Source organism: Actinoplanes teichomyceticus ATCC 31121 (assembly GCF_003711105.1).
Classification (GTDB): Bacteria; Actinomycetota; Actinomycetes; order Mycobacteriales; family Micromonosporaceae; genus Actinoplanes; species Actinoplanes teichomyceticus.
The window spans coordinates 6,864,649-6,885,843 of sequence record NZ_CP023865.1 but is presented as its reverse complement, the minus strand read 5'-3'; the positions used below and the strand labels follow the sequence as shown (position 1 = coordinate 6,885,843).

17 protein-coding genes are annotated in these 21,195 nt (G+C 74.0%); 6 read left to right on the top strand and 11 right to left on the bottom strand.

Annotation, left to right across the window (positions count from 1 at the left end):
* Positions 1–94: 94 nt before the first annotated feature.
* A complete protein-coding gene (locus ACTEI_RS30110; protein ID WP_122980729.1) occupies positions 95–805 on the bottom strand; it encodes a pyrimidine reductase family protein in 711 nt (236 codons plus the stop codon).
* 380 nt (positions 806–1,185) lie between these two features.
* Between ACTEI_RS30110 and ACTEI_RS30105 the strand changes: the two genes are divergently transcribed.
* Together ACTEI_RS30105 and ACTEI_RS30100 are read left to right on the top strand one after the other, a co-directional pair.
* On the top strand, positions 1,186–1,896 hold the full coding sequence (locus tag ACTEI_RS30105; protein WP_122980728.1) for an ACT domain-containing protein: 711 nt from the start codon (positions 1,186–1,188) through the stop codon (positions 1,894–1,896).
* A gap of 87 nt (positions 1,897–1,983) precedes the next feature.
* A complete protein-coding gene (locus tag ACTEI_RS30100; protein WP_122980727.1) occupies positions 1,984–3,030 on the top strand; it encodes a GNAT family N-acetyltransferase in 1,047 nt (348 codons plus the stop codon).
* 120 nt (positions 3,031–3,150) lie between these two features.
* Here the strand turns inward: ACTEI_RS30100 and bsaP are convergent, their stop codons facing one another.
* Positions 3,151–3,327 carry a biotin synthase auxiliary protein BsaP gene (gene bsaP, locus ACTEI_RS39530; protein ID WP_443592671.1) on the bottom strand — a complete coding sequence of 59 codons (177 nt, stop codon included), beginning with the start codon at positions 3,325–3,327 and terminating at the stop codon, positions 3,151–3,153.
* Positions 3,327–4,322 (bottom strand): biotin synthase BioB, encoded by a 996-nt coding sequence (gene bioB, locus ACTEI_RS30095; RefSeq protein WP_122980726.1) that lies wholly within the window; start codon positions 4,320–4,322, stop codon positions 3,327–3,329. Before bioB ends, bsaP begins: the two co-directional genes overlap by 1 nt.
* Before the next feature lie 85 nt (positions 4,323–4,407).
* On the opposite strand from bioB, the gene ACTEI_RS30090 reads away from it, so the two are divergent.
* The 3 genes from ACTEI_RS30090 to ACTEI_RS30080 all read left to right on the top strand — a co-directional run bounded on the left by ACTEI_RS30090 (position 4,408) and on the right by ACTEI_RS30080 (position 7,548).
* A complete protein-coding gene (locus ACTEI_RS30090) occupies positions 4,408–5,544 on the top strand; it encodes an 8-amino-7-oxononanoate synthase (protein WP_122980725.1) in 1,137 nt (378 codons plus the stop codon).
* 413 nt (positions 5,545–5,957) lie between these two features.
* Positions 5,958–6,665 (top strand): dethiobiotin synthase, encoded by a 708-nt coding sequence (bioD, locus tag ACTEI_RS30085; RefSeq protein WP_122982499.1) that lies wholly within the window; start codon positions 5,958–5,960, stop codon positions 6,663–6,665.
* Between the two features lie 88 nt (positions 6,666–6,753).
* Positions 6,754–7,548, top strand: a complete 795-nt coding sequence (locus ACTEI_RS30080) for an ROK family protein (RefSeq protein ID WP_122982498.1) — start codon at positions 6,754–6,756, stop codon at positions 7,546–7,548.
* Positions 7,549–7,572: 24 nt separating this feature from the next.
* Here the strand turns inward: ACTEI_RS30080 and ACTEI_RS30075 are convergent, their stop codons facing one another.
* Positions 7,573–8,199, bottom strand: a complete 627-nt coding sequence (locus tag ACTEI_RS30075) for a class I SAM-dependent methyltransferase (RefSeq protein ID WP_122980724.1) — start codon at positions 8,197–8,199, stop codon at positions 7,573–7,575.
* 83 nt (positions 8,200–8,282) lie between these two features.
* Between ACTEI_RS30075 and ACTEI_RS30070 the strand changes: the two genes are divergently transcribed.
* On the top strand, positions 8,283–11,312 hold the full coding sequence (locus ACTEI_RS30070) for an EAL domain-containing protein (RefSeq protein ID WP_122980723.1): 3,030 nt from the start codon (positions 8,283–8,285) through the stop codon (positions 11,310–11,312).
* A 12-nt stretch (positions 11,313–11,324) separates the two neighbouring features.
* On the opposite strand, the gene ACTEI_RS30065 is transcribed toward ACTEI_RS30070, so the two are convergent.
* The 7 genes from ACTEI_RS30065 to ACTEI_RS30030 all read right to left on the bottom strand — a co-directional run bounded on the left by ACTEI_RS30065 (position 11,325) and on the right by ACTEI_RS30030 (position 20,997).
* Positions 11,325–12,404, bottom strand: a complete 1,080-nt coding sequence (locus tag ACTEI_RS30065) for an NAD-dependent epimerase/dehydratase family protein (protein ID WP_122980722.1) — start codon at positions 12,402–12,404, stop codon at positions 11,325–11,327.
* 559 nt (positions 12,405–12,963) lie between these two features.
* Positions 12,964–13,311: a histone-like nucleoid-structuring protein Lsr2 gene (locus tag ACTEI_RS30060; protein WP_122980721.1), complete on the bottom strand. Its 348-nt coding sequence runs from the start codon at positions 13,309–13,311 to the stop codon at positions 12,964–12,966.
* 593 nt (positions 13,312–13,904) lie between these two features.
* On the bottom strand, positions 13,905–14,624 hold the full coding sequence (locus ACTEI_RS30055; RefSeq protein ID WP_122980720.1) for an SDR family oxidoreductase: 720 nt from the start codon (positions 14,622–14,624) through the stop codon (positions 13,905–13,907).
* Between the two features lie 204 nt (positions 14,625–14,828).
* Complete coding sequence (locus tag ACTEI_RS30050; protein ID WP_122980719.1) at positions 14,829–16,460, bottom strand: FAD-dependent oxidoreductase; 1,632 nt, start codon at positions 16,458–16,460, stop codon at positions 14,829–14,831.
* Between the two features lie 44 nt (positions 16,461–16,504).
* A complete protein-coding gene (locus ACTEI_RS38750) occupies positions 16,505–18,337 on the bottom strand; it encodes a phospholipid carrier-dependent glycosyltransferase (protein ID WP_244940654.1) in 1,833 nt (610 codons plus the stop codon).
* A gap of 21 nt (positions 18,338–18,358) precedes the next feature.
* Positions 18,359–20,038 carry an AMP-binding protein gene (locus ACTEI_RS30035; RefSeq protein WP_122980718.1) on the bottom strand — a complete coding sequence of 560 codons (1,680 nt, stop codon included), beginning with the start codon at positions 20,036–20,038 and terminating at the stop codon, positions 18,359–18,361.
* Between the two features lie 74 nt (positions 20,039–20,112).
* Positions 20,113–20,997: a CDP-alcohol phosphatidyltransferase family protein gene (locus ACTEI_RS30030; protein WP_122980717.1), complete on the bottom strand. Its 885-nt coding sequence runs from the start codon at positions 20,995–20,997 to the stop codon at positions 20,113–20,115.
* Between the last annotated feature and the right edge of the window lie 198 nt (positions 20,998–21,195).

Here is a 21,195-nt window from a genome sequence, read left to right as displayed (position 1 = left end):
ACAAGATCTTGATCGTGGCGGGGAGGCGCGCCCCGGCCCGGATCGATTGGCAGAGATCGACGGACGGCGCGCCCGGGGCCGGTCGGGCCAGCCGTCACGGGTGCGGCAGCCGTTCGTAGCGGAGGAAGAGCATGTCGTCGCGGGTCAGCGCGTGCCGCAGCGACATCCGCCGCGGCGGCGCCGGCGGCCCGGTCGCGATCCGCCCGGCCCGGCCGCCGACCAGCAGCGGGGCCACGGTCAGGCAGAGCTCGTCGACCAGGTCGGCGGCGATCAGCGAACCGAGCAGGCCGGGACCGCCCTCGCAGAGCAGCTGGGTGGCGCCGCGCTCGTGCAGCAGCCGCACCCCGGCGGCCAGGTCGACGTGCTCGTCACCGACCCGGATGACCTCGGCCACCTCGGCGATCGGGGTGGCCGGGGCGGCGTGGTGGGTGAGCACGATCGGCGGGACCGGCGCGTCCGCGAAGATCGGCTGCGCCGGGTCCAGGGCCAGCGCCCCGGAGACGATCACCATCAGCGGGAACTCGCTGAGCCCGTGCGCCACCCGCCAGGCGCGGGCCTCGGCGGTCAGCCGCAGCGCGTCGTAGCGTTCGGCGCGCACCGTTCCGGCCGCCACGACCAGCGCGTCGCAGACCATCCGCAGGGTGTCGAAGACCTCCTTGTCGCCGGGGCCCTGAAGGCCCGCGGAGAGGCCGTCGACGGTGACCGCCCCGTCGGCGCTGGCGATGAAGTTCACCCGCAGGATCGGCCGGTCCTGCCGCGGATAGCGGGCGACCAGAAGCTCCCGGGCGGCGGGCAGCGTGCTCATGGGCCGGGCGGGCCGGTGACCGGCGGGACCGGCTTCGGTTCGCGGTGCTGGCAGTCACACCAGGATCCGCCCCGGCACTCCTCGTGCCGCCGTTCCCGGCAGCGCTCGCAGATCATGCCTCCGACTCTAGAGCCTGGTTTGTGCCGGATGTCGGCCTACCGTCGGGCCGGTCGCGCGACACGCCGTAACCGGCGAAGTGTCGGACAACCGACACCCGGCGGCGAACCCGGAGCTCCGACTACTTACGGTGAGTTGTGACATCTGGCATACCCCGCCCGGCTTGATGGCCGGGACACGGCCGTGCAACGGGTCGGAAACGCCGGGTGGGCAGGGTGTTGACCGGGACGGCGGCACCGGCCGTCCGCGACGGGAGGAGTTTCATGTTGCTGCGGGTTCGAGTCACCCTGCCGGACCGTCCCGGCGCCCTGGGCCAGGTCGCGCGCACCCTCGGCGTCGCCGGCGCGGACATCGTCCAGGTCGTGGTGCTGGAACGGCTCGGTGGCCGGGCGGTCGACGACTTCACCGTCGTGTGGCCGGGCGCGGCGCGCGTCGAACGCCTCCTCGCCGGCCTGGCCGCGATCCCCGGGGTGCAGGTCGACGGGGTGTGGCGGGCGATCGGCGCCCCGGTCAACGGCGGCCACGACGCGGAGCTGCTCGCCCAGGTCGCGGCGAACCCGGCGGACGGGCTGGCCACCCTGGTCGACGCGGTGCCCGGCCTGCTCGCCGCGGACTGGGCCGCCGCCGCGGTGGTCCCGGCCGACTGGGCCGCGCGCAACGGCGCCAAGGGCGTCGGCAACGAGCCCCGGGTGGCGTACGCCAGCTGGCGCGCCCCGTCCCCGCTGCACCTGCCCGAGGTCACCCCGCTGCGGGCCCGCCCGTTCGCCGAGCCCGGCGGCGCCCGGTACGCGGTCGCCCCGTTCGGCCGTGGCGGGCTGGTGCTGCTGGTCGCCCGGACCGACGAGGACGACCTGCCGGCCGCCGCCTTCCACGTCACCGAGGTGGACCGGGTGGCCCAGCTGGTCCGCGCCGCGGCGGTCATCCTGGGCAGCCGGCTGGATGCCGTGACGCCCGCCACGGTCTCCCAGGTGTGATCGTCTTAACGACGAGAACGCAGCTGACGGCAATATCCGCGCAACAACGCCGAGGCACCGTAGGGGGAGAGCGAAAGGAGTGCCCGCATGGCGCTGTGGCGGATCCGGGCCACGGTCGACGACCGCCCCGGCTACCTCTCCGTGCTGACCGCCAGTCTCGCCCTCAAGTCGGTCAACATCCTTGCCGTCCAGGTGCACACCACCGAGGCGGGCGCGGTCGACGACTTCCTGGTCGACGCGCCGGACACGATGACCGAGCCGGACCTGCTGGCCGCGGTGACCAAGGGCCGCGGGCGCGACGCGTTCGTCGCCCGCGCCGAGGCGCAGGGCCTGGCCGATCAGCCCACCCGGGCGCTCGCCCTGGCCGGCCGCCTGGTGCACGCGCCGGACGCGGTGGGTGAGGCGCTGGCCGGCCTGCTCGACGCGACCGACGTGCGCTGGCGTCCGCGGCCGTCCGCGGAGCAGCCCGGCGTGCACGGCGGCCGGATGACCCTCACCGACCCGGCCGGCGGGGGCTACGAGGTGCTCCGTGCCCTGCCCGCCTTCACCCCGGCGGAGTTCGCCCGGGCCCAGGCCCTGGTCGAGCTGGCCGCCGCGGTCGCCCGCCACCAGCGGGAGAACGTGACCCTGATGCTGCCGGACGGCGCCGAGGTGACCGTGCGCCCGGCCGGTCCGGACGACCTGACCGCGGTCCGCGAGCTGCACGACCACTGCTCGGCCGCCACCCTGCGCCGGCGCTACCTCAGCGGCGGGCGGCCCGCCGAGGCCCGGCTGCGCCGGCTGCTCCAGCCGGCCGGCGGGGTGACCCTGCTCGCGGTCGGGCCGCACGGCCGGGCGGTGGGCGTGGCCACCCTGCTCGCCGAGGGCGACCTGGGCGAGATCGCGGTGCTGGTCGAGGACGCCTGGCAGCGCCGCGGCCTGGGCACCGCACTGGTGCGGCGGCTGCGCGCGCACGCCGAGCGGGCCGGTTTCGCCGCGCTGGTGGCGCACACCGGCGCGGACAACGTGGCCATGCTGCGTACCCTGCGCCGGCTCGGGGACGGCTCGGTGGAGCGGGACGGCACGCTGGTCAGCGTGACGCTGCCGGCGGCCGGCCAGCCGGTGGGCGACGAGACTCCGGCTACCTCCGGGTAGCGGTGAGAGGGGTGGCGGCGGGCACCGGTTCGGGTCCGCTGCCACCCAAGGGTCCACCCGCGGTCGGGCCACCGGGTGCTCCCGGAGGCCGCGACCCCGTGCGGCCGTCCGGTGCGGCCGTCAACCGCGACGGGTGCCGTGCTCCACACAGGTGGCCGTCCAGCCGGTCGGCACCACCTGCACCTTCATCCGCCGGCGGCAGTCCGGGCAGAACCGTGGCGGCTCCAGCTCCCGCGCCGCGGCGCACCCCGTGTGATCTCCCTCGGACGCGGGCCGGCCGCACCGGTCGCAGAACATCAGAACGTCGCCGACAGGGACTTGACCGGCATCTTCAGGTCCCGCAGCAGCTCCAGGTCGGCGGTCGCCGGGCGGCCCAGCGTGGTCAGGTAGTTGCCGACGATGACCGCGTTGATCCCGCCGAGCAGCCCCTCGCGCGTCTCCAGGTCGTCCAGCGTGATCTCGCGGCCACCGGCGTACCGCAGGATGGTCCTCGGCATCGCCAGCCGGAACGCGGCGATCGCCCGCAGCGCGTCCCTGCCCTCCACCACCGGGCGGTCGCCGAGCGGGGTGCCGGGCCGGGGATTGAGGAAGTTCAGCGGGACCTCGTGCGGGTCCAGCTCGGCCAGCTGCGCGGCGAACTCGGCACGCTGCTCGATCGTCTCGCCCAGGCCGAGGATGCCGCCGCAGCAGACCTCCATCCCGGACTCACGGACCATCTTGAGCGTGGTCCAGCGTTCCTCCCACGAATGGGTGGTCACCACGTTCGGGAAGTAGGAGCGGCAGGTCTCCAGGTTGTGGTTGTACCGGTGCACGCCCATCTCGACGAGCTCGTCCACCTGCTCCTGGGAGAGCATGCCGAGGCTGGCGGCGACCTGGATGTCGACCGCCTCCCGGATCGCCTTGACGCCGGCGCGCATCTGGTCCATCAGCCGCCGGTCCGGGCCCCGCACGGCGGCCACGATGCAGAACTCGGTCGCCCCGGTCGCGGCGGTCTGCCGGGCCGCCTCCACCAGGGACGGAATGTCCAGCCAGACGGCGCGCACCGGGGACGCGAACAGCCCGGACTGGGAGCAGAAGTGGCAGTCCTCCGGGCAGCCGCCGGTCTTCAGCGAGACGATCCCCTCGACCTCGACCTCCGGGCCGCACCAGGTCATCCGCACGTCGTGGGCCAGCTGCAGGAGCTCGGGCAGGTCCTCGTCGGGAAGGCGCAGGATCTGCAGGATCTCGGCCTGGTCGAGGCCGACGCCGTCGGCGAGGACCCGGGCACGGGCCCGGTCGAGGATCTGAGGCATGTCCGTACCCTACAGAGTTCCCGGCCCGGCAGGGACGGTCGGTGGTGGGTGATAGTTTCCGTTTCTCGTGATCTCTGGGGGCGTCTTGGCGGACTGGTTGGAGTCACTGGATCGCCTGGCCCGCGAGCGGGCCAAGGCGGGGCTCACCCGTCAGCTGCTGCCGCGGCCGGCCGGCGACCGGGTCGTCGACCTGGCCGGCAACGACTATCTCGGGCTCGCCGGCCACCCCGAGGTGGTCGGCGCGGCACGGCAGGCGCTTGCCGCGTACGGCCTGGGCGCCACCGGTTCCCGTCTGGTCCGTGGCAGCACCGACGCGCACGCCGCCCTGGAGCGCGAGCTGGCCGCCTGGCTGGGCACGGCCGCAAGCCTGGTGTTCTCCTCCGGCTACCTGGCGAACCTGGCGGTGATCCGGGCCGCCGCCGCGGTCTGCGACCTGGTGGTGTCCGACGCGTACAACCACGCGTCCCTGATCGACGGCTGCAAGATGTCCGGTCGCCCGGTGGTGGTCGCCCCGCACAACGATCCGGCCGGCGTGGCCGCGATCCTGGACGCGCACCGCGGCCGTACCGCCGCGGTGGTCACCGAGTCGGTCTTCTCGGTCGACGGCGACCTCGCCCCGCTCGCCGAGCTGTACGCGGTCACCTCGGCCCGCGGCGCGCTGCTGATCGTCGACGACGCGCACGCGCTCGGCCTGCTCGGGCCGTCCGGCAGCGGCGGCGTCCGGGCGGCCGGCCTGGCCGGGCGGCCGGACGTGCTCGTCACCGCGACACTGTCCAAATCGTTGGGAGGCGCGGGTGGGGTGGTCGCCGGCGCCGAGCCGGTGATCCGCCACCTGGTCGACACCGGCCGCACCTTCATCTACGACACCGCCCCGCCCCCGGCGGTGGTGGCCGGCGTGCACGCGGCGATCGGGCTGGCCCGCTCGGCCGACGACCGGCGCGCGACCCTGGCCGAGCGGGGCGGGCGGATCGCCGCGCGGCTGCGTGCGGCCGGCTTCCCGGTGGCCGACCCGGCCGCCGGGGTGCTCTCGGTGCTGGCACCGGGTCCGGAGGCCGCGCTCGGCTGGGCCGCGGACTGCCGGGATCGTGGGGTGGCGGTCGGGTGTTTCCGGCCGCCGTCGACCCCGGACGGCAGCTCGCGCCTGCGGCTGACGCTGAACGCGGGTGTGCCCGAGGCGGACTTCGCCCGGGCCCTGAACGTGATCGTGGAGTGCGCACCATGAACGCCCAACGTCCCCCGGCTCTCCCCTCCTACCCGGGCATCGCGGTCACCCCGCTGCCGCGCGGCTGGCGCAGCGGCGGGCACGGGCTGCCCGTCGCCCCGCCGACCCGGGTGCTGGACCCGGCCGATCCGCTGCACGCGCACGGGGGCGGGCACGCGGCCGGGGACGCCGGGCGGTCCGGGGACGTACCGTCGCCGGGGGTGACCGCGCCGCCCGCCGGACCGGCCGCCGAACAGCCGGGCCCGGCCACCGCGGACCCGCGGGCGACGCCGCCGGCGGAGCCCGGCGAGGCGCCCGGATCCGGCGGCGAACCGGAGCCGCGGCCGCAGGACGCGCCGGAGACCGGCCCGCAGCCCGGCGCCGCCGCGGCGGGCGCGACCCGCCGGGCCGCGGACCCGGTCGAGTGGGCCGGCATCGTGCTGGTCACCGGCACCGACACCGAGGTCGGCAAGACCGTCGCCACCGCCGCGGTGGCCGCCGCGGCGCAGGCCGCGGGGCTGCGTGTCGCGGTGCTCAAGCCCGGCCAGACCGGCATCGTCACCGGCGCGCCGACCGACGCCGAGGTGGTCACCCGCCTGGCCGGCCCGGACACCGTGCGCACCCTGGCGGAATACCCGGAGCCGCTCGCCCCGCTGGCCGCCGCCAAGGTCGCCGAACTGCCGCCGCTGGAGCTGTACGAGGTGGTCGACGCGATCCGGGCCGAGGCCGAGAAGCACGACCTGGTGCTGGTCGAGGGAGCCGGTGGCCTGCTCGTGCCGATGGGCGTGCGCCCGTCCGGCGAGCCCTGGACGTTCGCCGACCTGGCCACCACGCTCGGCGCGAACGTGCTGGTGGTGGCCCGGGCCGGGCTGGGCACGCTGAACCACACCGCGCTCACCCTGGAGGCGCTGACCCGCCGCGGGGTGCGCGCCAAGGTGATTCTGGGCGCCTGGCCGGCCGAGCCCGAGCTGGTGCACTGGGCCAACCTCGGCGAGCTGGTCCCGCACCTGGTCGGCGCGCTCCCGGCCGGCGCCGGGTCGATGGATCCCGGGGTCTTCCGCCGGTCCGCCCCGGGCTGGCTCACCCCGGCCCTGCACGGGGTCCTGGATAATTGGCGGGTCTGGGCCGAGGAGGCGGGTTGACCGCACCCCCGGCAGCCCGCCGACGTCGAGAGGTCCGGAATTGACGAGCGAATCCAGGTCGTTCCCGGGCCCGCCGGCCTCCGCGCCGCTGGGCCGCGCCGTCCGGGAGCCGGAACTCGCCCCGGCGGTCAGGGCGTTCACCCTGACCATCGACTGCGGCGGCGGCGGCATCAAGGGCTCGGTGCTGGACGAGGCCGGGACCATGCGGGCGCACCCGATCCGGGTGCCGACGCCGTACCCGCTGCCGCCCGACCTGTTCGTCAAGACGCTGGTGAACCTCGGCGAGCAGCTGCCCACCGCGGACCGGGTGACGGTCGGGATGCCGGGCATGATCCGGCACGGGGTGGTGGTGGCCACCCCGCACTACGTGACCCGCAGCGGGCCGCGCACCCGGGTGGATCCGGAGCTGGTCGAGGCGTGGCGCGGGTTCGACGCGCGGACCGCGCTGGCCGAGGCGTTCGGGCTGCCGACCCTGGTGCTCAACGACGCCGAGGTGCACGGCGCCGGGGTGGTCGCGGGCACCGGCTGCGAACTGGTGCTGACCCTCGGGACCGGGCTGGGCTGCGCGCTCTTCGACGGCGGCGAGCTGGCCCCGCACCTGGAGATGTCGCAGGCCCCGGTGCGCTGGGGGATGTCCTACGACACGTACATCGGTGAGCACGAGCGCCGCCGGCTCGGGGACGCGCTCTGGTCCCGCCGGGTGCGCAACGTGATCGACGGGCTGCGGCCGGTCTTCCTCTGGGACCGGGTCTACCTGGGCGGCGGCAACTCCCGGCTGATCACCCCGACCCAGCTCGCCCGGATGGGTGACGACGTGGTGGTGGTGCCGAACACGGCCGGCATCGTCGGCGGCGTGCGGGCCTGGACGCTGGGCCAGCGCTGACCCGCCGGACGACCCGGCGCGGCCCTACACCACCTGCCAGACCGTGGTCCGGCGTACGTCCACGCTCTCCAGCGCCGGCGGGACCGGCACGTCGTAGGTGGCCCGCCTGACCAGCCCCTCCGGCAGGTAGGCCCGGCCCGGGTCGCCGACCAGCACCAGCGAGCCGCGGCCGGCCGCCCGGCGCAGGTACGGCAGCACCCGCCCGGCCATCTCCCGGCTGTAGAAGACGTCCCCGGCCAGGACCACGCCGTACCGGTCGTCGGTGTCCAGCAGGTCGCCCTCGATGGTGGTGACCTCGACCCGGTTGTCCGCGGCGTTGGCCGCGGCCGCGGCCAGCGACAGCGGGTCGATGTCGTTGGCGGTGACCGGCCGCGCCCCGGCCTTCGCCGCCGCGACCGCCACCAGGCCGGAGCCGGTGGCCAGGTCGAGGACGCTGCGCCCGGCGACCAGCTCCGGATCGTCCAGGATGTGCCGGGCCAGTGCCTGCCCGCCGGCCCAGGCGAACGCCCAGAACGGCGGCGGCTGCTCGGCGCCGCCGGCCTCGGTGGCCTCCCAGAGCGCGATCGGCTCCTCGGCCTGCCGCAGCTTTATCTCCGGGACGAACGGAACCGGCGCCGAAACGGTGTGGGCGCGCACGAACTCGAGAAGCACCTGACGATTGTGCCCTTCCGCTCAGATCCGTGATCGCCGGGCCGATCAGTCGGTCGTCAGGTCTAGGGCGGGGAGGGCGTGGGATGCCGACGCGGTGGCCGGCGGCCCTCTTCGGCGCCTGGATCCTGCTGCTCGGCGTGGGGTACGCGGTGGAACCGCCGCTGTACGGCTGGCTGCGCCTGCTCGGCGGCCTGTCCGCGGCCGGCGCCGTGCTGCTCGGCACCTACCGCAGCGCCCCGGACCACCGGCTGCCGTGGTGGCTGCTGGCCGCCGCGACCGCGCTGTCCGGGCTGGGCGGGGCGATCGCGGCTGCCCCGCCGTTCCTCACCGACTGGCTGGTCTGGCTGGAACCGGCCGGCACCGCTGTGCTGCTGCTCTCCTACCCGGTGCTGGCGGTCGCGCTGGCCGGTTTCGTGGCCCGCCGCACCGGGGCGTCCCGGGACACCCCGGGCCTGCTCGACGCGATGATCGTCACCTCCGGGGTGGCGCTGCTGATCTGGACGTTCGTGGTCGGCCCGCGGCTGGACGGCGAGGTGGTCAGCGGCGTGGAGCTGGCCCTGCCGGTCGCCGACCTGCTCTGCCTGGGCCTGCTGATCCGGCTGGCCACGGTTCCCGGCCGGCTGGTCGCCTCGGGCTACTGGCTGGGCGCGGGCACCGGGGCGATGCTGGTCGCCGACGTGGCCCGGGTGCCGGCGTACGGCCAGCTCGCGCTCTACGCCACCGCCGGGATGGCCGCGCTGATCCCGTCGATGGCCGAACTGATCCGGCCGTCGGTCGCGCCGGCCACCGAGACCGGCCGGGGCCGGCTCGCCCTGCTCGCGGTCGCCGCCCTGGTCGCGCCGACCGTGCTGATGGTCAAGCTGTTCCAGGAGAGCCAGGTGGCCGGGCTGTTCCTGGTGGCCGTGCTGAGCCTGCTGATGCTGATGCTGGTGCTGGCCCGGATGTCCGGGATCATGACCAGCCACCGGCAGGCGATGGCCCGGGAGCGGGCGCTGCGCGAGGCGTCGGCGGCGCTGGTGTCGGCGGCCGACGCGGAGGCGGTCGGGCTGGCGGTCCGTACCACGGTGGCCCAGCTGCTGCCCGGCGACGTGCCGCACGGGGTGGTGCTGGCGATCAGCATCGCGCAGTCCGAGCCGCCGTCGCCGGAGGCCGCCGCCCAGGCCGCGGTGGACCGGGCCACCGGCACCGCGGCCCGGCTGGTGCAGACCCGGGACGTGGACTGGGCGGTCGCGGTCCGGCTCACCCGGTTCACCGACACGCTGCGCTGCCCGATGGTGTTGCAGGACCGGCCGACCGGCGACCCGCTGGTCGGGGTGCTGCACGTGGGCGCGCCCAGCTGGGCGCTGCGCGAGCTGCAACGCTCGGTGGAGGTGCTGGCCGGGCAGGTGGCGCTGGCCCTGGAGCGGATCGCGCTGAGCCACGAGGTGAACCAGCGCAACAGCGAGGCGTACTTCCGGACCCTGATCCTGAACACCGCCGACGTGATCACGATCGTCGGCGAGGACGACCGGATCCGGTACGCCAGCCCGTCCGCGCTCGGCGTCTTCGGGGCCGACCCGACCGGGGTGCGGCTGCCCGACGTGATCCACCCGGAGGACCGGGACCGGCTCACCGGGCTGCTCGCCGAGGTCCGCGGCGGCGACCCGGGCACGCAGCAGCTGGACTTCCGGGCGGTCGGGGCGCGGGGTACCGAGCTGCTGCTCGAACTGCGCTGCCGCGACCTGCGCGCGGACCCCAGCGTGTCCGGGCTGGTGATCACCATGCGGGACGTGACCGAGCAGCGGCAGCTCGAACGGGAACTGACCCACCAGGCGTTCCACGACGCGATGACCGGCCTGGCCAACCGGGTGCTGTTCGCCGACCGGCTCAGGCACGCCCTGGCCCGCAGCGCCCGGGACGGCTCGGTGGTCGGCGTGCTCTTCATCGACCTGGACGATTTCAAGATCGTCAACGACACGCTCGGCCACGCGGTCGGCGACCAGCTGCTGATCGCGGTGGCGCACCGGATCGCCGGCTCGCTGCGCGCCGACGACACCGCGGCCCGGCTCGGCGGCGACGAGTTCGCCGCGCTGGTGGAGAACGTGAACGACCCGGGCGCGGTGGAGGAGACCGCGACCCGGATCCTGACCGCGCTCGCCGAGCCCGTCCCGACCGACGCCAAGCCGCTCCACGCGGTGGCCAGCATCGGCATCACCACCACCCTGGAGGGCAACGACTCCGACGAGCTGCTGCGCCAGGCCGACCTGGCGCTGTACGTCGCCAAGGGCGCCGGCAAGAACCAGTGGCGGCGCTACCAGCGGCACCTGCACGACGAGATGGTGGAGCGGCTGGAGCTGCGCTCGGCGCTGGACCACGCGGTCAACGAGGGCCACTTCCTGCTGCACTACCAGCCGATCGTGGACCTGCCGACCGGCGCGGCGGTCGGTTTCGAGGCGCTGGTCCGCTGGCACCACCCGACCCGCGGCGTGATCACCCCGGACCAGTTCATCGAGGTGGCCGAGGAGAGCGGGCTGATCGTGCCGATGGGCCGCTGGGTGCTGGAGGAGGCGCTGCGCACGGTCGCCGACTGGCGCCGGATCCTGGCGCCCGGGCCGGCGCCGTACGTCAGCGTGAACGTCTCGGTCCGGCAGTTCCGCGAGGCCGGGTTCGTCGACCAGGTGCGCAACGCGCTGCACCACACCGGTGTGCCGCCGGAGTCGCTGATGCTGGAGATCACCGAGACGCTGCTGATGAAGGATGACGAGCAGCGGATCTGGGCGGATCTGAGCACACTGCGTGAGATGGGCATCCGGATCGCCATCGACGACTTCGGCACCGGCTACTCGTCCCTGGGGTACCTCCGGCAGCGCCCGATCGACGTGGTCAAGATCGACAAGACGTTCATCGACGACATGGTGACCAGCCCGCAACCGCTGGCCCTGGTCAGCGGCATCGTCAGCCTGGCCCGGTCGCTGCAGCTGAGCGTGGTCGCCGAGGGGATCGAGGACGACGCGCACCGTGATCTGCTGGTGCGGCTCGGCTGCCCGCTGGGCCAGGGCTACCTGTTCGCCAGCCCGCTCGGGCCGACCGAGGTGCTGGCCTGGATGCGCGCCGTCGCCACGGTCGCGGTCTGACCCGGGCGGGGCTCAGTACGGATCGCCGGTACCCGGCAGCCGCCCGCGCAGCAGGCCGCCGAACCGCCCGGGCTGACTCGCGACCGGGTTCAGCGCCGGGCTCTCCGGACGCCCGGCCCGCTCGGCCAGCCCGGTCACCAGCTCGCGCAGCGCGTCGAGCGCGTCCGTGGCCGGCCGCCAGCCGAGTTCCCCGGCGGCCCGGTCACAGGACATCAGCGGCGCCTTGAGCGCCAGCCGGACCCAGCCCCGGTCGACCGGTTGCAGGCGCAGCCGCCAGCTCAGCGCGGCGGCGCCCTCCAGGGCGAACCCGGGGACCGGCACCGGCAGGCCGCGGAACGTGCGGGCCAGCGTCAGGGGGTCCAGCACCGGCCCGGCGGCGATGTTGAAGGCGCCGTGCACGTCGGCTCGCAGGACCCGCAGGTAGGCGTCGGCCACGTCGTCGGCGTGCACCGCCTGCATCCGCAATCCCGGGTGCGCGGGCAGCGCCGGGATCCACCCGAACCGCAGCAGCCGGGCCGGTAGCAGCGGCCCGGCGAAGTACCGCCCGATCTCCGTCCCGGCGTCCCGCTGGAAGATCAGCCCGGGACGCAGCCGCACCACCCGCAGCGTCGGATGGTCCGACTCGATCTCGTCGAGCATCCGTTCGACCAGCGCCTTGTGCCGGCTGTACGACGACTCCGGGACGCCGTTGCGCAGCCAGCCCTCCGTCACGAACGCCCATTTCGGCCCCGGCGAGTAGACGCCGACCGAGGAGGCGTGCACCAGTGTGGCGACGCCGGCGCGCAGCGCCGCCCGGAACACCGTGCGGCTGCCCAGCACGTTGGTCTGGTACAGCCGCCGGGCGTCGTGGCTCGGCTGGATCTGCCAGGCCAGGTTCACCACCGCGTCGGCGCCCTGGAAGATCTGGACCAGCCGGTCCAGGGCGTCCTGGTGGCCGACGTCGACCGGGTGCCACTCCATGTCGGCGTAGGGACCGCTGTCCTCGGGGGTGCGCCGGGCGATTCCGATGGCCTCGACGTCGGGTTCGGCACGGAGGCGGCGCAGCAGCGCGGTTCCGGCGTTACCGGTCGCGCCCACGATGACGACACGCATGTCGAAGGCGTACCCGCCCGGCCGCGATCGAATCTGATTCGCCGGACCATTCCGTCCGGCCGCCGGTTTCCGGCGCCGGTTTTCGGCCGGTGGGCTGCCGGTTTCCGGCGAAGGAAAGGTCGACCCGGTACCGACCCGGCGTCCCGCTTTTCCGGGCCCGGGCGGCTTTCCGGTACGCCCGGCGTGTCCCGTTACCGCCGCGCCGGCGATTCCGGCCGGCGCCGGGGAACCGGGGTACGGCGAGCCGCTGCCCCGGCCGCCGTGCCGGACCGGTTCGCCGATCATTCCGGGCGTACCGAACGCAGCGGTCGAATAGTGGCGTCGGCCCTGCCGGGGCGGCTGATTCCGGAGATCATCGCCGCGCCGCGCCGGCCCGTTCGGGTCCCGCGCCGGATTGACCCCGGTCATCGCCGGAACGGCGGAGACCGCCGGCCCGGCAACGCTTCGGCGGTCGTGGTGTCGGGTTCGTAGCCGCCGCCGGCACGGCTGTGACCTGCTCGTTTGCAGGAAACGGCGCCGCCGGGGCGTCCGGCGGCGCCGTTTTCGCGGCAGCGGTCAATCAGCGCTTGGCGTGGTACGCCTCGACGACGTTGCTCGGGATGCGGCCGCGCTCGGAAACGGAGTAGCCGTTCTTGTTGGCCCACTCGCGAATGGCCTGATTCTGGTCGCGGCTGGTCCGGCTGGAGGCGGCCGGGGCGGTCCGCCGGGCAACGGCCGGAGTGCCGCCGGAACGGCCCAGCCGGGTGGCCGCGGTGAGGAACGGTTCCAGGGCCTTACGCAGCTTGCCGGCGTTCTTCTCGGACAGGTCGATCGTGTAGTTCACGCCGTCGAGTCCGAATTCGACGGTGCGGTCGGCCTCCCCGCCGTCGAGGTCGTCGGTCAGAAGGGTAATTATCTGCTTGGCCATGTTGTGTTCGCTCCTACAGCGATGTCATTCGGGTGACGGCTGCACGCGAGCGAGGGGATGCCGCGAATAGTCGTCGTCCCATTCATTGTGTCGCGCACATGGCGGGCAGTGCAAATTGCGTCTCTTGGCATGTCGCAATTCCGCTGCGCATCCGCCCGGGCGCGGAGGGTGGTCGCCGTGGCGGCGAATGGGTCGCCGGAGACTCTTTTCGAACTCGTGAATGTACGGTAACGTCGCAGGTGGGAGCGCTCCCAGCCCCGTAGGAGGCTCGATGGGAGGTGCTGTCCGGGTGGCCGCCCCGGCCGTCCCGCCGGCATTCGCCATCGCCACCGCGGCGGCCACCGCGCCCCCACGACGGCCGCACACCACCCCGGCGCCGCCCCGCCGCTGAGGGTACCGGCACCGCCGCTGGCGCGGTGCCCCTGATCCCGAGCCGCCTCGTCGCCGATTCTCCGGTGCCGGGGCGGTTCGCCGTTTCCCGGACCGTCCTGCGGGCCGACCCGGACGCACCCCACGAGCCCCGCCTCCACCACCGGCAGCACGGGGCCCGGCCGGCACGGCTGTGCCGTCGCCGGGGCGCCGGGCGGCGGAGATCAGAGGAGCAGGCCGCCGGTGGCGCGGATGTTCTGGCCGGTGACCCAGCCGGAGTCCGGGCCGGCCAGGAAGCCCACCACCGCCGCCACGTCCTCCGGCTGGCCGAGCCGGCCGAGCGCGGTGAACCCGGTCAATGCCTCGATCGCCTCCGGCGGATTCGCGCCGCGCAGCATGTCGGTGTCGGTGGCGCCCGGCGAGACGGTGTTCACGGTGATGCCGCGCGGCCCGAACTCCCTCGCCGCCACCGCGGTGACCTGCTCCAGCGCGGCCTTGCTGGCGCAGTAGAGGACCAGACCGGGCCCGCTGACCGCGGTGTTCAGCGTGGACAGGTTGATGATCCGGCCACCGTCGCGCAGCAGCGGCCCGGCCGCCCGGATGGCCAGCAACGGGAACTTCGCGTTGATCGTCATCACCCGGTCGAACTCCGCGGCGGTGACCTCGGCGATCGGCGTCCGGTCGGCGACTCCCGCGTTGTTGACCAGGATGTCGAGCCCGTCCCGGACCGGTTCGAGGATCGCCGGCAGGGTGTCCGGATCGGCCTGGTCGCACCGCACCGCGACGGCGTCGCCGAGCTCGGCGACCAGGCTGTCGGCCTCCTCCCGGGCGGAGTGATAGGTGAACACCACCCGGGCCCCGTCCGCGGCCAGCCGGCGCACGATCGCCCGCCCGATGCCCCGGGAGCCTCCGGTGACCAGTGCTGTCTTTCCGTTGAGCGTCATACCGCGGACGCTAGTCACGGCGACGGCCGGCTGTCTCGCGCCGCCGCGCTCGCGCGAATCACCGGCGCAGGGCGGCCGGGGGTGCGGTGGCACCGCGGGGGAGCGACGGATCACCGCCGCAGGGCGGCCGGGGCGTGCGGTGGCACCGCGGGATCACCGGCGTGGGCCCGCTGGCGCGTGCGGCGGCATCGGGGGGCGGGTCGCTCACCGGCGCAGGGCGGCCGGGGCGTGCGGTGGCACCGCGGGGGAGCGCGGCGTGACCGGCTCGACCCGCTGGTAATCCGCGCCCAGCGGGGGTCGGGGGTCGGTGTCGCCCCGGTTCGGCCACAGCGACATGGCCCGCTCGGCGAGCGCCGTGATGGTCAGCGACGGGTTCACCCCGAGGTTGGCCGGCACCGCGGAGCCGTCCACCACGTGCAGGCCGGGATGGCCGAAGACCCGGTGGTACGCGTCCACCACCCCGCTCTGCGCCGACGCGCCGATGGTCGCCCCGCCGAGGATGTGCGCGGTCATCGGGATGTTGACGATGTCGCCGACGGTGCCGCCGGGGAAGCCGTCGATCCGGTCGGCGATCCGGCGAACCGCCTCGTGTCCGACCGGGATCCAGGTCGGGTTGGGCTCGCCGTGCCCCGGGCGGGTGGTCAGCCGGCCGCGCCGGGTCCGCCGTACCGTCAGGGAGTTGTCCAGGGTCTGCATGACCAGCGCGATGATGGTCCGTTCGCTCCACCGGCGTACCGAGATCGAGTAGGCCAGCACCATCGGGTGCCGGACGCACTGCCAGAGGAACTTCAGCGGGCGTGGCACCCGGCCGCCGCCGTCCACCAGCAGCGTGGACAGCAGGCCCATGGCGTTGCTGCCGGGGCCGTAGCGGACCGGCTCGATGTGGGTGTCCGGGTCCGGGTGGAACGACGAGGTGATCGCCACCCCGCGACTGAACGGCGCGGCGGGCACCTGTTTGGTCTCCGCGCCGAGCAGCGCCTCCGAATTCGTCCGGGTCAGCATGCCCAGCCGCGGGGAGAGCCGGGGCAGCACCCCGGTGTCCCGCATCGCGTGCAGCAGCCGCTGGGTGCCGAGCGCGCCGGCCGAGAGGATCACCTGGTCGGCGGTGAACGTGCCGTTGCGGGTCTCCACCCGCCAGCCGCCGGCGACCGGCCGGACCGCGGTGACCTCGGTGTCCGGGTGCACCGTGGCGCCGTTGCGCTCGGCGAGGTAGAGGTAGTTGACGTCGAGGCGGTTCTTCGCGCCGACCCGGCAGCCGATCATGCAGTTGCCGCACTCGGTGCAGCCGGTCCGGTCCGGCCCGGCGCCGCCGAAGTAGGGGTCCGGCACGGTCCGCCCCGGCTCGCCGAAGAAGACGCCGACCGGGGTGCGGCGGAACGTGTGCCCGACCCCCATGTCCTCGGCCACCTGCTTGATCACCACGTCGGACGGGGTCATGGTGGGCTGCTCGGTCACGCCGAGCATCCGGGACGCCTGGTCGTAGTGCGACGCCAGCTCACCGGCCCAGTCGGTGATGCCGGACCAGTGCGGGTCGGCGAAGAACGGGGCCGGTGGCCGGTAGAGCGTGTTGGCGTAGACCAGCGAGCCGCCGCCGACCCCGGCCGCGGACAGCACCACGATGTCCTTGAGCAGGGTGATCCGCTGGATGCCGCGCATGCCGAGCCTGGGCGCCCAGAGGAAGTTCCGCAGGTCCCATGACGTCTTCGGCAGGGTGTCGGGGGTGAAGCGGCGGCCGGCCTCCAGCACGCCGACCCGGTAACCCTTCTCCGTCAGGCGCAGTGCGCTGACGCTGCCGCCGAAGCCGCTGCCCACGATCACGATGTCGTAATGCGTCATCGCTTCACCTAAGCATTACTCGCTGGTAACCACCAGAGCGAGTTTCACCGCTGGTAGATCGTCATGGAGTATCCGACCTGGTCGATCTTGGTGCTCGTGTCGAGAAGCCGCCGGAGCCGAGGGCCGGCCAGGGCCACCCGCGAGTCCGAGACGACGAGGATGCCGTGCACCCGGTCCGCCGGAACCGCATACGGGTCCGCCGCGTCGATGCCGTAGTGCGCGGGCACCCCGCTGCCCTTGTAGACCAGCCAGACCGGCCGGCCCGGGTGGTCCTCGCGCAGCTTCTGCGCGAGCCGGGCCAGGTCCTGCCCCCAGTCGACGTTGGAGTCGTGCAGGTTGCGGTGGGTGTTCGCGGCGCCGCCGAAGGCCTCGTTGGAGTAGGGCAGGTAGTACGGGAAGGTGCGCAGCGAGCTGACCGCCACGAAGAGGGTGAGCACCGCGGCGGTGACCCGCGCCCAGCGGACCCCGAGCAGGGCGACGGAGCCGGCCGCGACGGCGAGGAAGAACGACAGGAAGATCGCGTAGCGGGTGCCGTAGTCACGGGCGCCGGTCATCGCCACCAGCAGCAGCACCGCGGAGACCGGCAGCAGGTAGGCCGCGGCGGCCCGCAGGCGGGGGACGGCCAGCACGGTGATCGCGCCGGCCACCCAGAGCGCCAGCGTCCCGAGCGGTGTCTTGATCAGCAGCGCGACCGGCAGGTAGTACCAGCGGCTGCCCCGGTAGGCCTCGCCGAGCAGGAAACCGTTGAAGGTCTGGCTCTCGAACCCGAACTGGATCAGCATCCCGTCGCGGTAGGCCCGGGGGAACGGCAGCCAGTCGACGGCCAGGCCGGTCAACCCGCCCGGGTGCGGCAGCCCCGGCGGGGTGGTCCAGCGCAGGCGTGGGTCGACGAGCAGGTAGGCGACCCAGACCACGGCGACCGCGATCAGCCCGGTCGCGGCCGCCGCCCCGGCCGCCACCAGCAGCCTCCTGCGGCCGCCCGGCACGCCCGGCCCGCCGGTGGGCGCGGGGTCGTCGCTGGGCGCCGGGTCGTCGGTGGGCGCGGGGTGGTCGCCGGGTGCGGGCTTGCCGGTGGGCGCGGGGTCGTCGCTGGGCGGCGGGTCGTCGGTGGGCGCGGGGTGGTCGCCGGGTGCGGGCTTGCCGGTGGGCGCGGGGTCGTCGAATGCGGATTTCCCGGCGGGCGCGGGGTCGTCGGTGGGCGCGGCGGGGCGGGCGCGTTGCGCGTGCCACATGGACCAGGCCGCGAGCAGGACCAGCAACGGTACGGCCGGAAGCGTGCTCGCCCGAGTCGCCAGAGCCGCGCCGAGCGCCAACCCGGCCAGCGGCAGGTACAGGTACGGCCGCTCCCGCCCCCGCCACGCCGCCCAGAACGCGGTCAGCAGCATTCCCGCGGCCGGCACGTCGAGCGTGGCCAGCGATCCGTGCGCGATCACGTCCGGGGAGAACGTGTAGAGCGCCAGCGCGATCAGCCCACCGGCCGGCCCGGCCACGTCCCGTCCGAACGCCAGCACCACCAGCCCGAACACCAGGGTGAGCAGGATGATCGGCAGCCGTGCGGCGAGCAGCAGCCGGAACGGGTTGTTCCCGCTCTCGTAGAGCAGGTGCCGCCCCAGCGCCGTCTGGTCGCCGGGGAACGCCGGATCCAGCTCGCGCGCGCCCCCGAACGCCAGCCCGGCCGCCATGATCAGCTTGCCGAGCGGCGGGTGCTCCGGGTTGTACCGCAGGCTGTGCTGCTGGGTGTAGACCTCGGCGGTGGCCACGTACACCGGCTCGTCGATGGTCGGGGTCTGCTGCACCGCCGTGGTCACCGTGGCGAACGCCATCTGCCCCAGCATCGCGACGACGGCGAGAAGGTACAGCAGGCGTCGTCGCGGCATCGGGCAAAGATAGCCGCCGGGTCAGCCGATGAACTCGCCCGGAGGGGTGGCGGCCGGGTCGGCGTGCTTCTCCAGCTCGGCCTCGCGCAGCTCGACCCGGCGGATCTTGCCGGAGATGGTCTTGGGCAGGTCGGTGAACTCCAGGCGGCGGATCCGGGCGTACGGCGGCATGTGCTGCCGGGCGTGCGCGAAGATCGCCGCCGCGGTGCTCTCGTCCGCCGCCCAGCCGTCGGCGAGCAGCACGTACGCCTTGGGCACCGCCAGCCGCACCGGATCGGGGGACGGGACCACCGCGGCCTCCACCACCGCCTCGTGCTCGATCAGCACGCTCTCCAGCTCGAACGGCGAGATCCGGTAGTCGGAGGCCTTGAACACGTCGTCGGTGCGCCCGACGTAGGTGATGTAGCCGTCGGAGTCCCGGGACGCCACGTCCCCGGTGTGGTAGTAGCCCCCGGCCATCCGCTCGGCGGTCAGCTCGGGGTCGCCGTGATAGCCGGCCATCAACCCGACCGGGCGCGGCTCCAGCGCGACGCAGATCTCGCCCTCGGCCGCCTCGGCCCCGGTCACCGGGTCGATCAGGGCGATCCGGAACCCCGGCGCCGGCCGCCCCATCGAGCCCGGCTTGACCGGCTGACCGGGCGGGTTGGCGATCTGCACGGACGTCTCGGTCTGCCCGAACCCGTCCCGGACGGTCACCCCCCACTGCGCCGCGACCTGCTCGATCACCTCCGGGTTGAGCGGCTCACCGGCGCCCACCGCGATCCGCGGCGGCGTCTTCAGCTCGGTCAGGTCGGCCTGGATCAGCATCCGCCACACGGTCGGCGGCGCGCAGAAGCTGGTCACCCCGCAGCGCTGCATCTCGGCCATCAGCCGGCCGGCGTCGAACCGGGTGTAGTTGTGGATGAACACGCAGGCCTGCGCGTTCCACGGGGCGAAGACGTTGCTCCAGGCGTGTTTCGCCCAGCCCGGCGACGAGATGTTCAGGTGCACGTCGCCCGGGCGCAGGCCGATCCAGTACATCGTCGAGAGGTGTCCCACCGGGTACGACGCGTGCGTGTGCTCGACCAGTTTCGGCTGCGCCGTGGTGCCCGAGGTGAAGTAGAGCAGCAGGGTGTCGCCGGCCCGGGTGACGCCGTCCGGGGTGAACGCGTCGCTCGCCCGGTACGCGTCGCGGAAGTCGAGCCAGCCCTCGACCGGGCCGGCCGCGATCCGGGTGACCGTGGCGTCCACCCGGTCGAACTTGCCGGCCGTGGCGGCCGCGGCGATCACGTGCCGGGCGCCGCCCCGGGCCACCCGGGCGGCGGCGTCGGCCGGGCCGAGCAGCGGGGTGGCCGGGATCAGCACGGCGCCCAGCTTGATCCCGGCGAGCACGGTCTCCCACAGCTCCACCTGGTTGCCGAGCATCACCACGATCCGGTCGCCTCGGCGTACGCCCTGCTCGCGCAGCCAGTTCGCCACCCGGTTGGAACGCTGCGACAGCTGCGCGAACGAGAGCCGCTGCTCGCTGCCGTCCTCCTCGACGATCCACAGCGCCGGGGCGTCGTTGTCCTCGGCGATCACGTCGAACCAGTCCAGCGCCCAGTTGAAGTGGTCGAGCCGGGGCCAGGCGAAGCCGGCGTACGCCGCCGGATAGTCCTCGCGATGGTCGAGCAGGAAATCCCGTGCGCGCCGGAATGCGATGTGACCCTCGTTCTCGACCATGACGCCATTCTGCGCCGGGGCCCGGGACGGCGGAACGCCCCCTGGGGAAAACCACCGGGGGCGTCCGGCCCGGATCAGCGCGGGGTGGAGGCCGGACCCTGGTGGTACGCGTCGTACCGTTCCTGTGCGGCCGCGAGCTTGGCCGGGTACGCCTTCGCCGCCCGGTACAGCTTGTAGATCAGCAGGAACTCGAAGGCGAGCATGGCCGCCCCGGCGAAGACGGTGACCGGGAAGATCAGGCCGGTCAGCGGCGCGATGATGTAGACGAACATCTCGTACTCGATGCCGCTGAACAGGTGCGTGCGGATCCGGTTGCGCTTGAGGTAGCCGCCGACCCGGCTCTTGAGCGACCTCGGCCGGGGCGCCGCCGGCGGGTCGGTGCTCTCGTCCGCCGCCTCGTCCCCCGGCTCGGACATGTCCTGTGCCGGCTGTGGGTGCAGCTCCAGCGGCTGCTTGAGGGAGTCGAGCTTGTCGGTCATGCCGCGGCGGACCTTGGCGACCTGGCTGCCGTTCAGGTACCGGATCAGGTCCAGGAAGATCGCGACGGCCATCAGCCAGAGGTAGGCGACGTCGTGGTGCTGCGCGTACTGCCCGCCGAACAGGGTGATCGCGCAGAAGAAGACCCGGACCCGGTCGAGCACGAAGTCCAGCCACTGGCCGAAGACGGTGCCGGTCCCGTTCAGCCGGGCGATCTTGCCGTCCATGCAGTCGACCACGAAGCTGAGGTGGAACAGCAGCGCGCCGACGATCAGCCACTGCCGGTCGCCCTGCGCGAAGCTGACCATGGCGCCGGCGCCGATGACCGTCGCGACCAGGGTCAGCACGTTCGGCGTGATCCACCGATAGGGGGCCACGAGGCGCACCAGCCGGGCCGCCAGCGGGTCGACCAGAAGCACGGTCCACCACGCGTCGATCGGCTTGTAGGTGCGCTCCCGGATCTCCTGCAAGGTCACCTTCACGCGCGGCACTTTAAACCTTGTTCCTTTGCGAACGCCATGTGACCCGGCCGGCGCAACCGGCTCGCTGGCTGGGGTGACACTGGCTACCTGGGGTGACGCCGGTTGCCCCGGTAACGCCGGCTACGGGGTGACGCGCCGGGCGAGCCGAGCCGGCGACGGTCTCGACAGAATACTGACATCGGTGCGAATCCGACAAAC

Excerpts from the sequence above, each read along its gene's own strand:
- ACTEI_RS30055 (WP_122980720.1), bottom strand. The coding sequence starts at position 14,624 with ATGACGCTCAACGGAAAGACAGCACTGGTCACCGGAGGCTCCCGGGGC.
- bioB (WP_122980726.1), bottom strand. The coding sequence starts at position 4,322 with ATGCCTCAGATCCTCGACCGGGCCCGTGCCCGGGTCCTCGCCGACGGC.
- ACTEI_RS30050 (WP_122980719.1), bottom strand. The coding sequence starts at position 16,460 with ATGACGCATTACGACATCGTGATCGTGGGCAGCGGCTTCGGCGGCAGC.
- ACTEI_RS30100 (WP_122980727.1), top strand. The coding sequence starts at position 1,984 with ATGGCGCTGTGGCGGATCCGGGCCACGGTCGACGACCGCCCCGGCTAC.
- ACTEI_RS38750 (WP_244940654.1), bottom strand. The coding sequence starts at position 18,337 with ATGCCGCGACGACGCCTGCTGTACCTTCTCGCCGTCGTCGCGATGCTG.
- ACTEI_RS30035 (WP_122980718.1), bottom strand. The coding sequence starts at position 20,038 with ATGGTCGAGAACGAGGGTCACATCGCATTCCGGCGCGCACGGGATTTC.
- bsaP (WP_443592671.1), bottom strand. The coding sequence starts at position 3,327 with ATGTTCTGCGACCGGTGCGGCCGGCCCGCGTCCGAGGGAGATCACACG.
- ACTEI_RS30065 (WP_122980722.1), bottom strand. The coding sequence starts at position 12,404 with ATGCGTGTCGTCATCGTGGGCGCGACCGGTAACGCCGGAACCGCGCTG.
- ACTEI_RS30060 (WP_122980721.1), bottom strand. The coding sequence starts at position 13,311 with ATGGCCAAGCAGATAATTACCCTTCTGACCGACGACCTCGACGGCGGG.
- ACTEI_RS30070 (WP_122980723.1), top strand. The coding sequence starts at position 8,283 with ATGCCGACGCGGTGGCCGGCGGCCCTCTTCGGCGCCTGGATCCTGCTG.
- ACTEI_RS30110 (WP_122980729.1), bottom strand. The coding sequence starts at position 805 with ATGAGCACGCTGCCCGCCGCCCGGGAGCTTCTGGTCGCCCGCTATCCG.
- ACTEI_RS30105 (WP_122980728.1), top strand. The coding sequence starts at position 1,186 with ATGTTGCTGCGGGTTCGAGTCACCCTGCCGGACCGTCCCGGCGCCCTG.